Raw genomic sequence first — 13,981 nt, forward strand, 5'->3', positions numbered from 1 at the left:
GCGCCACCGGATGTGTCTGGTTGTACTGGTTGGCGGCGCGGGAGACCTTGTTGTACATGGCCGACACTCCGTTGTGCCAGTTGCGGTCGGTGGCCCAGCCGCCTCGGTTGACTGCGGCCAGCTGGCGTCCCATTGCGTCGTTCGGCCCTGAACCGCCTCGCGCGCGCAGCTTTGCAAAGGTCTGCGCGCCGCGGCGGATCTGGTTCTCGACCCCGGAGAACCCGGGGTTGTTCACAGCGTTTCTCGGATTTGCGTCGTAGGCGCCGACTCCCAGCATGCCGCGCACCCCGATGCCGGTCTTGCCGAACTGGGTCTCGTGACCGGCGACGGCCAGCAGCGCCATGGGGTCGACCTTGTACTGCTTGCCGTACTTCACCATCATCTCGCCTGCGTGCTGGTTGGCGGCCGGCGAACGCTGGTCTTGCAGGTACTTGTTGATGAAATCAGCCATGCGCTGATCGTTGCCCTGCAGCTCCGGCGGGGGGCTCACGGTCGCGGTGTCCGGAGCGCCGGCGGCTTCCCCTGCGCCTCCCGTGCCGCGCGGGCCACCCGCGCCAGGCCCGCCACCCGGTGCGCCACCGCCGGGTGCACCGACCGCCTGGGGCTGCTCGCCGCCGCCCGGACCGCCCGCGGCCTGGGGCTGCTCTCCACCGCCGGGCTGGCCGTTGCCACCGGCGTCCTGACCGCCCTGCGGGCCGCCGTTCTCCTGGCCCTGACCTGCGCCTTGTGCCTTTTGCTGATCTTGCTGGTCGCCGTTCTGCTGCCCGCCGACCCCGAGGGTCTGCTGCACCAGCTTCTCGACCTGTGGCGAGATGGCGCCGCCGTTCTGCTTGATGTTCTGGTAGTCCTGACCGAGCTGCTGCATGGCGGCTGCAACCTGGTCTTGCCCTGCGTTGGGATCCTGCTGCGCGTCACCGCCTTGCTGCTGGCCCTGCTGCGCCTTCTGGGCCGCTGCCTGCGCCGCTGCCTGGGCCTGGTGAACCGCCTGCACCTCCGCGGTGAGCCGCGCGTCGTTCATGGCCTGCTGCATCTGCTGGCGCATCTCGGGCTTGTTGTTGGCCGCCGCACCCTCCTGCTGGGCTTCGGGCGAGACCTCGGCACCATCTGCGCCGAATCCGCCTTCCCGCGTTGCGGGCTGGGGCCCCGCCGGACCTCGCGCACCTTGCAGGGCCTCTGGGCCGAGTCCGAGTGCATTGGCTCTACCGGCGCCTTGAAGCTCGCGCACGTTGCCCACGACGTTCACCATGGTGACACCCTCCGCTCGATCTGCTCTCTATGGCACGATTGTGCCGGTGTCGCGCGGGATTGCATACGGGGGATTTGTTAACAGATGATGAACTGGCGGTTGAATTGTTAAAATTCCGCAGAGAATGGGCGCGGCAGTCGAGGGCTCATCCCCCGCTGGCATCATTCGATCCGTCGGGGGGGGGCGTGTCGGCGCGGCCTCCGAACAGCTTCTTGAAGAGGCCCACGAAGGCGGCGATGATGAGGATGCCCACCTTCTTGAAGGCCACCAGCAGCCAGATCAGGAGCTTGCCGAACTTGGCGAAGAGCCCCAGCTTGCTGGCCAGTGCGATGCCCGCCCCTCCGAGCACGATATCGCGCAGCCCGACGCCCGAGTCCTTGTCCTTGCCCGGCTGGAAGTCGGTGTAGCGCTGCCCTTCCTTGAACTCGAGGGCCTTGATGACAGTGTCGGCCTGGGGCTGCGCCTTCTCGAGCTTCTCCGGTGAGGTGATGAGCTTCACGGTGAGAATGCCGCTGCGTCCGAGCATCTGCGTGTCGCAGTTCAGCACGGGCTCGCCCGCGCTCCTGGCCTCGAGCCCGTAGGTGATGAAGTGTCGCGTGGCGTCGTAGGCGGGTGGCTTGGTCCAGCGGATCACCTCGAGGGGAGGAACGCCGTTCTTCTTGCGCTCCTCGTTCGCCTCGGCGGTGCCCTCCTTGAAATCGTTGAGCATGGCGTTGGCGTCGAGCTTCGACGCGTCATCGTCGCGGACATGCCCGATGGCCTCGTAGCGCAGGAGCATGGCGAAGTCGTTGTCGTCTGCCTTCACCAGTGCGCCGATCTCGTTTCCGGAGGCTTTCACGCCCCCCTGAGAGACCAGCTTGATGGTGTCGTCCTTGCCGAAGAAGCCGAATCCCTTGGGAACCTTCAGCGTGGCCAGGTTGTCTCCCAGGGTGACGGTCACGGGCCCCATCTGCGGCTTCAGGGGGGCTGGCGCTGCGCTCGCGGCGTGGACGAGGAGCACCACGAGCATTGCGCTGGCGATGGTGCGGATCACGGTCGTGCGCGTCTGTGGCGTGCGAGTGGTCATGCGTGCGTCCCCCCAGGTCGATGGGCTCTGCCCGAGAGGCCGCCGCATCAGGGGTTCGGCGCGCCTGTTCGAGCAGGGGGGGGCTGGCGTCTTCGCGAACCGCTCCCCCGTGCGTCGCGCCTTTCGTCTCGTAAGCCTTCTCGCCCTTCTCCTGATGTTGCCTGTGGTCTGCGCATGGGCCGAGCGCCCCTGGTATCACACGGCCCATTCCGGCAAGCCCTACGTGAATCCGGACCTCACACCGGCCAGGGTCATGGGAAAGACCGTCGATCCAGCCTGGAACGGCCAGCTCGTGCTGTGGCAGGGGCGCCTCCGCAACATCGTGCGGGAGGGCCATCGCACCTCGTTCGATCTCGATGTGGGCGGTGCTCTCGTGCCTGTCGTGTATCGGTACAAGGCCGTGAACCTCGAACGTGACCGAACAGGCTATCGCGTGGCGGTCAAAGGTGCGCTGCAGGCAGTCGACGGGACGTTCTCGGGCATCGACGGAAAGTCCATCATTCTTCTGCAGCCGCCCGCAGAGCTCGACTATGCCAACTACCTCAAGCGAAATCCGGCGCAGCAGCCCTCGGTCGAATCGTTCCTGGCGTGGTGGATCTCCTTCCACAACCCGCAATACCCCCCGGCGACCCGAGAAGCGGTGGCCGCCGCCATCGTGCGACATGCCCGCGAGAACGGGGTTGATCCCCTCTTCCTGGCGTCACTCATCCAGATCGAGTCGGCCTTTCGCGTCGACATCGTGTCGCCGAGCGGGGCCATCGGGCTGGGACAGCTCATGCCCTTCACCGCGCGCGGGTTCGGGGTCGATCCGTGGAACCCGCAGGAGAACGTCAAGGCCGCCGCCCGCTACATCGCCAACCTGTTGCGCATGTGGCGCGACGATGCGCGTCGCGACCCTCGCGCGCTTGCCCTGGCCAGCTACAACGCGGGTCCTGGAAGCGTTCGTGGCAGCCGGGGCATCCCTGCGTACCCCCAGACCACGAACTACGTCTATTTCATCGGTTTCGTGCACGAGAACATGACCTCGGCCGCGGCGCGGGCCGGCGTGGTCTCTCCGGCTTCTCCCTGACGCGCGCCTCGTCGCTGGCCCATCGTTAACATCTGCGCAACCACTGCGCCGCAGAGCACTGCTACAATCGGAGCATGCTCGGAGCGCTTGCGCCGGGCGCATCGCACACAGAGGAGCGCGCCCGTGAAGATCAATCCGCAGCCGCCGAACGTGATGTCGTGGGAGCAGGGGCCCTTCCTTCGCGCCCCGGGCGCGGCGCCGACCGCTGCGCCGCGCGACACGGTTTCTCTGGGCGCCAGAGGCCCGCAGGCCGATCTCGTCGACAAGGCGCGCGTGAAAGACCTGTTCCTCGAGCTCACCCAGATCCCGGGCCCTTCGTTCGACGAGCGTCAGGTCGCCGACACCATCAAGCAGAAGCTCGCCGACATGGGATACGAGGCGCGTGAAGACGGCGCGGCAGAGAAGATCGGTGGGAACACCGGGAATCTGCTGGTCGACATCCCGGGCACGGTTCCGGATGCGCCCCCCCTCATCTTCCTCTGTCACATGGACACGGTCGATCTCGCCGTGGGGGTTCAGCCGCAGGTGACGGGTGACCAGATCACGAGCGACGGCAGCACTGCCCTCGGGGGCGACGATCGCTCCGGCAATGCCGAGATCCTCGAGGTTCTCCGCCTCATCAAGGAGAAGAACCTGCCCCATCCCCCGATCCAGGTCATCTTCACGGTCGCCGAGGAGGCGGGTCTCATCGGCTCCAAGGCCCTCGACCCCAAGGACGTGCACGGCATGCTCGGCTTCGAGGCCGACTTCTTCCATCCCAACGAGGTTCTCTGGGGATCGGAGTGGGGGCCCAACGGTCCGGACCCGAACCAGCAGCCGCATCCACGCACCCCTCAGGAGCAGTTCCTCGAAGACTTCACCTTCGACAGCATCCGCACCGCGGGCATGACGCCCGACAAGTGGGATCTGCCGTACGCGTCGAGCGACTCTGCAAGCCTTCGCCAGATGGGCATTCCCGCACTGATCATCGGCGCCGGTGAGCAAGACGTGCACACCACCGACGAGCACATCTCCATCGACGACATGGCCAAGGCCACCGAGCTGATGCTCACCATCGTCGACAAGGCCACGGGCTATCGGGTCGATGAGAGCGGTGCCATCGTGCCTCGCGAAGCGAAGTCTTCGCTCGCGGCCACGCCCGCCCCGGAGTGGCAGATCGCGTCGTAGCTGTCGGCGCGAGGGGTTCTCGCCGGCTCATCCCCAGAGGAGGCGCTTCACGCGCTCCAGCAGCCCGCTCTCGCGCTTTGCGCACGCGGCGAGAAGCCCCTCGAGGGTCTTGCGCACGGCGTCCACGGAGGGGCGGGGCGGGGCGGCTGATTGCGTGCATGCCTCGATGAGGGCCTCGCAGCCGACGCTCACCGAAGGGTTGAACCTTCGGGTCGACTGCATTGCGAATCCGTCTTCCTGGGGGTTTCGCCGTGTCAGCAGCTGGTGCATGGTCACCCCCAGCGCATAGACATCGCTGGCGGGCGAGGCTGCGCCGCCATACTGCTCCGGCGGCGCGTATCCAGGCGTGCCGTAGGCGGCGGTATCGCGTTGACGAGCAGGGTTGAGCGGGCGCGCGATGCCGAAGTCGATGAGCTTGATGCGCCCCTCGAGGGTGAGCATCACGTTCGCGGGCTTGAGGTCGCGGTAGACCACCGGGGGCGTCTGCTGATGCAGGTAGGCGAGAACGTCGCAGATCTGCATCGACCATCGGATGACCTCGGGCTCGGTCAGCGGGCCCCGACGGGAGACCAGAGCGCCGTCGAGGGTCGGGCCCTCCACCCGCTCCATGACGAGGAACTCGTGTCCCCCCTCTGAGAAGCGGTCGACGATGCGGGGCAGCGCCGGATGCGACAGGGTCATCAAGATGTCGGCCTCGCGCTCGAACATGGCCATCACCTCGGCCCGCTCCACCGAAGAGGCGACTCCGCTGAAGTCGATCTCCTTGAGCGCCCAGACGTGGCCGCGCTCGCGCATGTCACGCGCCAGCCAGACGATTCCGGTGCCGCCCTCACCCAGCCTGCGCTCGATGCGGTAGCGACCGCTCAAGGTGCGGCCCGGCAGCTCGTCCATGAAGGCGGCGGCCGATCAGGGACGCCAGGCCGAGGCGTGCGCGCCTGCCGCGCCCACGGCGCCCGCCGTCTCGCCAGCCTCCGCGCGGAAGCGTGTGACCTGTTCCCAGGTGCGCTGCAGCTTGTCGGCAAGCACGACCACCAGGTCTTCGGCCCCTGCTGTGACCAGTGCCCGCTCGACGGCCTCCGCTTCAGACATGACCGTCTCGACGCCGTCATCTTCAGCGCGTCCCGCCTGTCGGCGTCCGGCGCTCACGCCCTCGCGCAGCAGCCGTGCGGCCTCTCCCCGCGGTCTCCCGCGGGTGTCGTCGTCCTCTTTCACGATGACCACGTCGAACGCCGCTCCGGCCAGTTCACCCATGCGCCGCAGGTTCTCGTCCTGTCGGTCGCCCGGCGCGCCGATGACGCCGATGGAGCGGCGCTTCTTGAAGGCGTCGACGAACTTCACCACCTCTTCGTAGGCGGCCACGTTGTGGGCGTAGTCGAGCAGCACCCGGAAGTCGCGCACATCGGCCAGGTTGAGGCGTCCCGGCGTGAGATGGTACGAGGCGTCGAACGTCTTGAGCCCCTGTCTGATGTTCTCGATGCGCACGCCCGAGACGTGGCAGATGAGCGCTGCGGCGAGGGCATTCTTGACGTTGGCCTCGGAGATGCCGCTGTAGGTCGCCGGGATGTCGGCCACGTCGACCACCGGGATGCGCTTGCGCCCGTCGTGGATGACGATGGTCTGCCCCTCCAGGGTCACGCCGATGCCTTCTGAGTCGATGTGCTTGCGGAACACATCGGCCCTCGGGTCGAGGGAGAAGTACGCCACCTTGCCGTCACATCGGCTGGCCATCGAGGCGCATCTCGGATCTTCGGCGTTCAGCACGCACCAGCCGCCCGGCAGCACCACATCGACCACCAGCGCCTTCACATGGGCAAGGTCTTCCAGCGAGTTCACGCCGCCCATGCCGAGGTGGTCGTCGCTGATGTTGAGCACGGCGCCCACGTCGCACCGCTCGTAGCCCAGGCCGGACCGCAGGATGCCGCCTCTCGCCGTCTCGAGCACCGCGTAGTCGACGGTGGGGTCCTTGAGCACCATCCGGGCGCTCCAGGGACCGGTCATATCGCCTCGCCGGATGAGGCTGCCGTCGATGTAGATGCCATCGGTGGTGGTGAGGCCCACCTTGTGTCCGCTCATCTTCAAGACGTGGGCGCACATGCGCGAGGTGGTGGTCTTGCCGTTCGTTCCGGTGATGCTGATGATCGGGACCCGGAAAGGGCGGTTCGGGGGGAACAGCATGTCGACGACCGGGCCCGCCACATCTCTCGGCTTGCCCTCGCTGGGCGCCACATGCATGCGGAAGCCCGGCGCCGCGTTCACCTCGACGATGCCGCCACGGGTCTCCTCGACCGGACGGGTGATGTCGCTGCAGATGACGTCGATGCCCGCGATGTCGAGGCCGATGACCCGCGCGGCCCGGCGGGCCATCTCCACGTTCGAGAAGTGGATGACGTCAGTCTTGTCGACCGCGGTGCCGCCCGTGCTGATGTTGGCGGTTGCCTTGAGCTTGACCTCGACCCCGCTGCTGGGGATGTCGTCGAGGGTGAGCCCCTGCTCGGTGAGCAGACGAAGGCTCTCGTCGTCGATCGTCACCCGCGTGAGCACCTTCTCATGGCCGATGCCCCGCCGGGGATCTGTGTTGAGGCGCTCAACGAGCTGCCTCACCGTGTGCTGGCCGTCGCCCACGACGTGGGCGGGGACGCGCTCGGCCACCGCAACCACCTCATCGTTCACCACGAGAACACGGTAGTCGCGGCCCGTGATGTAGCGCTCCACGATGATCTGGCGGGTATAGCCCTGGGCCTCCGCGACGGCCTTGGCGAGGTGGTCGCGGTCCTTGATATCGAGGCTGATGCCGCGCCCATGGCTGAAGTCGAGGGGCTTCACGACCACGGGGTATCCCATCGACTCGGCCTCCTCGACGGCCTCTTCGAGCGAGGTGACCAGCACGCCCTCGGGCACGCTGATGCCGATGTCGGCCAGCAGCTTCTTCGTGAGGTGCTTGTCGCACGCGATGTCGACGGCGATCATGCGCGTCAGGGACGTGGTGGTGGCCTGGATCCGCTGCTGGTAGCGGCCGTACCCGAGCTGGACGAGGTTGGCGTCGTTCAGCCGGATGACGGGGATGCCGCGCTTGCGCGCTTCCTTGATGATCGACAGGGTGCTCGGTCCCAGCGCGAGATCGTTCACCATGTGGGTGAGCGCGGTGAGCCTCGGCTCGAGGTCGAAGGCGCGCCCCTCCGCGAGGGCGAGGCACAGGTCGACGGCGATGCGGCCCGCCTCGATGCCCACCTTCTCCTCGAGGTACTCATAGACCACGTTGTAGACACCGGGCTCATCGGTGGCGCGGGTCTTCCCGAACTTGACGTCGTTGCCCGCAAGCGCCTGCAGCTCGATGGCCACGTGCTCGACGATGTGCCCCATCCAGGTGCCCTGGCGCAGGCGCTGGATGAAGCCGCCGGGCTGACCCAGGGAGCACTTGTGTCGCTCGAGCGATGGAATCAGCGCGAGCAGGGCCTCGGTGAACCCCTCGAGCACATCGGACGGGTGCTGCTCGAGCTCTCCCAGGTCGAGGATGAGATGCACGAGAGGCTTGTACGCCCAGAGATTGGGGCCCGAGTACACCCGTATCTGGCGGATGTCGAGGCTCCGCTCGAAGTTTCGCGCGGCACGCGCTTGCGACTCCACCGACATGGCAGCTCCTCCTCGCAGGGTCCTCCGTTCAGCCGGGCCCTGACGTCGGGCCTTTGTTGGCGAACGGCGCGGGGGGTTCCTTCACCAGCCTCCCCCACAGCGACGGCCCGATTGGAGGGGGGGCGTGTGCAGGCGCGAAACCTTTGTCTGCGGAGCGCACGGTCGGCGCGTCGCGAAGGGATCGGCATGCATCTTCTGCTCACCATACGGTGCGACACGGCGCAGATCCGGTACGAGTTCCTGCTTCGTGACGCCGAGCAGGGGAGGGTGCTGGCCATGGCCCAGCAGGAGGTGTCCGGGGCAGATCGATCGCAGCTCGATGAGCATCTCGAGGCTGCCCGCAGCATCATCGAAGCCAGTGATCGGGGGGATCGTCTCGAGGTGGTGGCCTGTCTGGCCGCCATCGGCTCCATGCTGGGGAACGTGTTCCTGCCGCTGCCCGTGGCTGCTGCGCTCTCATCGCCCTTCGACGATGGCACGACCCTCATCATCGAGACCGACGAGTGCCGCGCCCCGTGGGAGCTGGCGATGGTGCGTGGAATGCCCCTGCACCTGCGCTTCGCCACGGCCCGTCGAGAGCTGACGACCGCGCAGCGCATGACCTCTCCGCTCATGGGCATGCGTCGCCTCTCCACGCCGCCTGCGCCCGCGTGTCGCGCCCTCGTGGTGACCGACCCCCAGGGGAAGGCGGCTTCCTGGGCCCGTGAGGCGCTGGCCGTGGCGCACATGCTCGAGCATCGGGTCGCGCTGCAGGTCGAGGTTCTCGAGGGGGTGCGGGCCACCGTGGAGGCCGTGGCCTCTCGTCTCGAGTCTGGCGACTATGCCGCCGTGCACCTGGCGATCGAGCATGAGTTCAATGCCACCAATCCCCACTACAGCATCATCCGCCTCGCTGACGGTCCGCTCACGGCCCTGCGCCTCTGCGAGAGCGGCCGGCCGCTGCAGGTCGGGCTGGTGTGCCTCCCCATGACGGCCGCGGGAGGCCTCTCGACCCGCGGCCTCATCGGTGCCTCCAGCGGGTGGGGGCGACTGTTCCTCGATCTTGGCGCAGAGGTGGTTGTGGCATCGCCGCTCGGGCCTCGGCCTACCGATGCCTCCCGGGTCGTGCAGGCCTTCTACGAGCAGCTCGGACGCGGGGTCTGCGTGGCGGAGGCCCTGCGCTTGACGCGCGTTGCCGTGGAGGGCGATCCGGCGACCGGCGTCATGGTGGCGCATGGCAATCCACGCTTCATCCTCCCGGGGCCCGCTGTGCGGGCGGGCGACGCCACGGGCCGGCGCAACACCGAGGGATGGGTGCTGGGCGCGCGCTTCGCCCTGCGGGTCACCCAGGGGCCCGCGGCGGGGCGCACGATCCCGCTGCTCCCCAAGACCATGCTCCAGGGGAGACGCATCTTGATCGGCTCGGTGGGCGAGCGCGCCAACGACATCGATCTGGGCGACGCGAGACAGGGGAACGCAGAGGCCTGCCTCGAGTATGACAGGGGGCGGTATGTGTTCCACAACCAGTCTGGCGCGACCACCACGCGCCTGAACGGGGCCCAGGTGAGCAGCCCGCAGGGGCTCTCGCCCGGAGACGTTGTCGATATCGGTGAATCACGGTTCGTGCTCGAAGCCACGAGCACTTCCCCCTCGCCACAGCCCCCCCATCGCGCCGCACCCGAGCGACGGTTCTCGCTGCACGTGCTCGATCCCGAGGGGTCGAGATCGGTGGCGGTGCATCCGCTCACCGATGCGCCTGCGCTTCTCGGGCGGCTGCCGGAATGCGCGCTCACCTTCGACGAACCCGCCGTCTCGCGCCGTCATGCCCTGATCTTTCCGAGAACCGATGGGTGGTATGTTCGCCAGGAAGGGTCGAACCCGATCGTGATCAATGGCGTCGTTCTGCTGAACGAGCGCCGCCTCGAGCATGGCGACGAGATCCAGCTGGCGCCGTCCACGCTCGTCCGCTTCGTCGACGTGAGCCAGGAAGTGTTTTGAGCGCGGTCGCACTGACAGGGCTCTCGTATTGCCCGACGCGGCGCGCGCGGGCCACAGGTCGATGACCGAGGGCTGGCTCTGGCTCTCCCGCTTCGCTCTCTCGCTTCTCATGGCGCTCGCAGCCGCGGCCCTGTGGTGGCCGGATCGCGTAGAATCGTCGCAGCGGCGCAGGGGAACCTCTCCGCCAGGGACGGATCGATGGCGCCTCACCGAGGCGCGGGCCATGGGGGGGGTCACGGGGGTGATCGTCGTGCTCGGCCTGGTGGCGCTTGTGGCGTCGCCTCCGCAGTCCCGCGCCGCGCTGCTCACCCCCCTGGTCGAGGTCACGCTGGCGTTCTGGGGGGTTCACGTCGCCCTCTCGCTGCGCCGCCATCGCGGCGATCAGCTGCTGCTGCCCGCCGCCACGCTCTTGACGGCGGTGTCCTGGATTGAGATCGCCCGCCTCTCACCCGCGCTTGCGGTGCACCAGGGATGGTGGATCCTGCTGTCGGTGTGCGCCATGCTGGCGGTCTCGGTCACGGCGCTCGATCACCGCCGTCTCGAAGACTTCAAGTACCTGGCGCTGGGCGGGGCCATGCTGGCGCAGCTCGCGGTGATGCTGTTCGGCACCGAGGTCAATGGCGCGCGGCTCTGGCTGCGATTTGGGGGGGGATTCCAGGCGCAGCCCGTCGAGCTGGTGAAGGTGCTGCTCATCATCTTCCTGGCGGCCTATCTTCACCAGAATCGAGAGGCGCTCTCGCTGCGCTTCTCCGGCTCCGAGGCCCGTCTCAGCCTGCGCTTCCTGGCGCCGCTCATCGTCGTGGCCGTGGTGGCCGAGGCCGTGTTCGTGGTGCAGCGCGATCTCGGTCAGGGCCTGCTCTTCTTCGGGGTGTTCCTCGGGATGTACTTCGCCGCCACACGGCGGTCAGGGCCATCGCTCACCGCGCTGCTCGGCTTCTTTGCGCTCTCATGGGCATGCTGGCGCCTCTTCGGGCACGTTCGGGTGCGGGTCGACAACTGGCTCGACCCCTGGCGCCGGGCCCATGACGAGGGATATCAGATGGTTCAGGCCATGTACGCCCTGGCCAGCGGCGGCTGGTTCGGAGACGGGGTCGGGCGGGGCCAGCCGTGGCGGGTTCCGGAGGCAGCCACAGACTTCATCTTCGTGAGCATCGTCGAGGAGATGGGTACCTTCGCCGCGGTATCGATTCTCGCCGTGCTTGCGCTGCTGGTGGCCCGGGCCATGCGCGCGGCGCGGGAGTCGCGCGATGATTTCGGCGCGCTGCTGGCCTGCGGCCTCGGCTTCGTGCTGGCCTGCCAGGCGTTTGTGATCGTGGCGGGCACCATTCGCATGATTCCGATGACGGGCATCACCCTCCCGTTCATGAGCTATGGCGGCAGCTCTTTGCTGATGAACTTCGTCATGCTCGGGCTGCTTCTACAGATCAGCCATCGCTCGGGCGCCGTGACAAGCGCGGGGGAGACCTGCGATCGCGAGGCGCGGGAAGGGGTTCGGCTGCTGGCCATCTTCGCGGTGGGCCTGCTGCTCACCCCCGCGCTCTTCCTGTGCGCATGGCAGCTCGCCTCGGGCGACGCGCTGGCCCGCGCGTCTTCGAACCCGCGAACGCGCGAGGACCTCCGCGTGCGGGGACGCATCCTCGACAGGCGGGGAGAGGTGCTCGCTTCGACCCAGGCCCCGTCCGGGACCCGCGCCCTCGCTCCATGGCGAGAGGAGGCCGAGGAATCTGTTCGCGTCACGTGCGCGGAAGAGGCGTTCGGTCCGCTGATCGGCTATCACTCGTCGCGTTACGGGCTGGCCGGCCTCGAGCGCGCGTTGAATGGCCGTCTCAGCGGTTCGGCGATGCCCTCTTCCCCCGTTGAGGCGCTGAAGGCCGTGGTGGGGCGCTCGCTGCACGGGGAGACAGCGCGTCTCACCATCGATGCGAGGGTCCAGCGCGTCGCCTTTGCCGCACTGCGCGGCCGAAGCGGGAGCGTGGTGGCGCTCGATCCCCGCAATGGCGCCATCCTCGCCCTCGCAACGTCGCCTTCGTTCGACGCCAGCAAGGTCGACCGCGATTGGGCGCGCATCGCGCACGACGGCCGTGCGCCCCTGCTCAATCGCGCGGTCGACGGGGCCTATCCCCCGGGGTCGGTGATCAAGCCGCTGCTGCTTGCGATGGCCCTCGATCACGGCAGCGTCACCGCCTTTGAGCGCTTCTCGTGCACGGGTCATCTCGATGTCGATGGGGTGCGTCTCCACGACGCGCACGACGAGGTTCACGGCAGCATCGACGTCACGCGCGCCATCGCGGAGTCGTGCAACGTCACCTTCGCCCAGATCGCCCTGCGGCTGGGTCCGGACGCATTTCTCGAAGGTCTCGAGCGCATCGGGCTCGGTCGTCCTCCGGCGGGCGATCTGGCCTGCCCGGGAGGCAGCATGCCCGCGCGTGCGCACGTGAATCCGCCGATGCTGGCTGCGCTGGGCTTTGGTCAGGGGGCGCTGCTCGTCACGCCGCTGCAGGTGGCGCTCTCGACCGCGGGCATCGCCATGCGCGGTGATGTGCACGCGCCTCGTCTCGTGCAGGTGTGGGAGTCTGCCGATGGCACGCGTACCGAGACCGCTGACACGGTGTGGCGCTCTCCCTTCAGCAGCGCGTCTGCGGAGGCGGTGGCCCGCATGATGGAAGGGGCTGTCACGCACGGCACGGCGGTCGGGGTTCGTCTCCCGGGCGTGGCCGTGGCGGGCAAGACCGGCACGGCGGAGAACCCGAGGGGCGAGCCGCACGCATGGATGGCCGCGTTCGCGCCGGTCGATGCGCCACGGGTGGTGGTGGTGGCCATCGTCGAGAACGGAGGGTGGGGAGGTGAGGCCGCCGCTCCCGTGGCCCGCGCTGTTCTGGAGGCCGCGCTTGCGCTCGAGGCGCCAGGGGGCGAGTCACCCGTGCGGCCGTCGCCGCAGCAACCGTGAGCTCCGCGACGCTCGGGAATGATTACGCGGGGTGGTGTCGAAGCCTCCCGCACGCCGCTTGCCCCCTGGTGATCGGCGCATCACGCAAGCATGTCGAAGAGGTCGAGCAACGTGTCGGGTAGGAGCGAGGCCCTGGTGGGGCAGGTCATGTGCGGTCGCTATGAGGTCGGCCAGTGCATTGGAGAAGGTGGCATGGCCTGGGTCTATCTCGCCCGTGACCGACGCCTCGAGCGGCTCGTCGTGCTCAAGGTGCTGCGTGATGATCGGCGCGACGACGCCGAGCTGCGCGAGCGCTTCGCACGTGAGGCCCGCAGCGCCGCGGGCCTCGCGCACCCGAACGTGCTCACGGTGTTCGACGTCGATGCGCACGAGGGCACCCCCTTCATCGTGCTCGAGCACCATGCCGCGCGCGACCTGGCGGTCGTGCTGCGTGAGCGTGGCAGAATCGAGCCGCGCCGCGCGGTGCGCATGGCCATCGACGTGCTCGACGCGCTCGAGTGCGCCCACGCGCGGGGGCTCATCCACCGCGATCTGAAGCCCCACAACCTTCTGGTGACAGACCGCGGAGAGATCAAGATCACCGATTTCGGCCTGGCGAAGGCGGAGCGGAGCGATTCGCTCACCCGTACCCATGGCATGGTCGGCACGCCGCGCTACATGTCTCCAGAGCAGGCCCAGGGGCAGGAGATCGGGCCCCAGACCGATCTCTACGCGCTTGGTGTCGTCCTCTACGAGATGCTGTGCGGAAAGCCGCCGTTCGACGGTGACAATCCGGTCACCATCGGCCTGAAGCACGTGCAGGAGCCGCCCGCCCCGCTCTCGTCACACGGGGTCGACGCATCGCCCGTGCTCGAGGAAGTGGTGATGACGGCGCTGCGG

Annotated in this window: 9 protein-coding genes; 5 read left to right on the plus strand and 4 right to left on the minus strand. The window is 68.1% G+C overall.

Annotated features, from left to right (window positions below; translation table 11 throughout):
- Both EB084_08695 and EB084_08700 read right to left on the minus strand, forming a co-directional pair.
- Positions 1-1,246, minus strand: a 1,246-nt coding sequence (locus EB084_08695; protein ID NDD28325.1) for a hypothetical protein, incomplete at its 3' end; no start/stop codon positions are given.
- Between the two features lie 145 nt (positions 1,247-1,391).
- Complete coding sequence (locus tag EB084_08700; GenBank protein ID NDD28326.1) at positions 1,392-2,360, minus strand: DUF2167 domain-containing protein; 969 nt, start codon at positions 2,358-2,360, stop codon at positions 1,392-1,394.
- Between EB084_08700 and EB084_08705 the strand changes: the two genes are divergently transcribed.
- Positions 2,107-3,381: a lytic transglycosylase domain-containing protein gene (locus EB084_08705; GenBank protein NDD28327.1), complete on the plus strand. Its 1,275-nt coding sequence runs from the start codon at positions 2,107-2,109 to the stop codon at positions 3,379-3,381. The two genes, EB084_08700 and EB084_08705, sit on opposite strands and share 254 nt — an antisense overlap.
- A gap of 123 nt (positions 3,382-3,504) precedes the next feature.
- Positions 3,505-4,548: a M20/M25/M40 family metallo-hydrolase gene (locus tag EB084_08710; GenBank protein NDD28328.1), complete on the plus strand. Its 1,044-nt coding sequence runs from the start codon at positions 3,505-3,507 to the stop codon at positions 4,546-4,548.
- 27 nt (positions 4,549-4,575) lie between these two features.
- Here the strand turns inward: EB084_08710 and EB084_08715 are convergent, their stop codons facing one another.
- Both EB084_08715 and cphA read right to left on the minus strand, forming a co-directional pair.
- Positions 4,576-5,439 carry a serine/threonine protein kinase gene (locus EB084_08715; GenBank protein NDD28329.1) on the minus strand — a complete coding sequence of 288 codons (864 nt, stop codon included), beginning with the start codon at positions 5,437-5,439 and terminating at the stop codon, positions 4,576-4,578.
- A 15-nt stretch (positions 5,440-5,454) separates the two neighbouring features.
- Positions 5,455-8,178 carry a cyanophycin synthetase gene (gene cphA, locus EB084_08720; GenBank protein ID NDD28330.1) on the minus strand — a complete coding sequence of 908 codons (2,724 nt, stop codon included), beginning with the start codon at positions 8,176-8,178 and terminating at the stop codon, positions 5,455-5,457.
- Between cphA and EB084_08725 the strand changes: the two genes are divergently transcribed.
- The 3 genes from EB084_08725 to EB084_08735 form a co-directional block, all read left to right on the plus strand.
- Entirely contained in the window at positions 8,065-10,155 is a 2,091-nt protein-coding gene (locus EB084_08725; protein ID NDD28331.1) for an FHA domain-containing protein, read from the plus strand. The two genes, cphA and EB084_08725, sit on opposite strands and share 114 nt — an antisense overlap.
- 61 nt (positions 10,156-10,216) lie before the next feature.
- Complete coding sequence (locus EB084_08730; protein NDD28332.1) at positions 10,217-13,102, plus strand: hypothetical protein; 2,886 nt, start codon at positions 10,217-10,219, stop codon at positions 13,100-13,102.
- A gap of 135 nt (positions 13,103-13,237) precedes the next feature.
- On the plus strand, positions 13,238-13,981 hold a 744-nt coding region (locus tag EB084_08735), incomplete at its 3' end, for a serine/threonine protein kinase (GenBank protein NDD28333.1).

It is taken from the genome of Pseudomonadota bacterium, assembly GCA_010028905.1.
GTDB lineage: Bacteria > Vulcanimicrobiota > Xenobia > RGZZ01 > RGZZ01 > RGZZ01.

Coding starts and splice junctions, on each gene's coding strand:
- EB084_08705 (NDD28327.1), top strand. CDS start 2,107: ATGGTGTCGTCCTTGCCGAAGAAGCCGAATCCCTTGGGAACCTTCAGC.
- EB084_08700 (NDD28326.1), bottom strand. CDS start 2,360: ATGCGGCGGCCTCTCGGGCAGAGCCCATCGACCTGGGGGGACGCACGC.
- EB084_08715 (NDD28329.1), bottom strand. CDS start 5,439: ATGGACGAGCTGCCGGGCCGCACCTTGAGCGGTCGCTACCGCATCGAG.
- EB084_08725 (NDD28331.1), top strand. CDS start 8,065: ATGCACGAGAGGCTTGTACGCCCAGAGATTGGGGCCCGAGTACACCCG.
- cphA (NDD28330.1), bottom strand. CDS start 8,178: ATGTCGGTGGAGTCGCAAGCGCGTGCCGCGCGAAACTTCGAGCGGAGC.
- EB084_08730 (NDD28332.1), top strand. CDS start 10,217: ATGACCGAGGGCTGGCTCTGGCTCTCCCGCTTCGCTCTCTCGCTTCTC.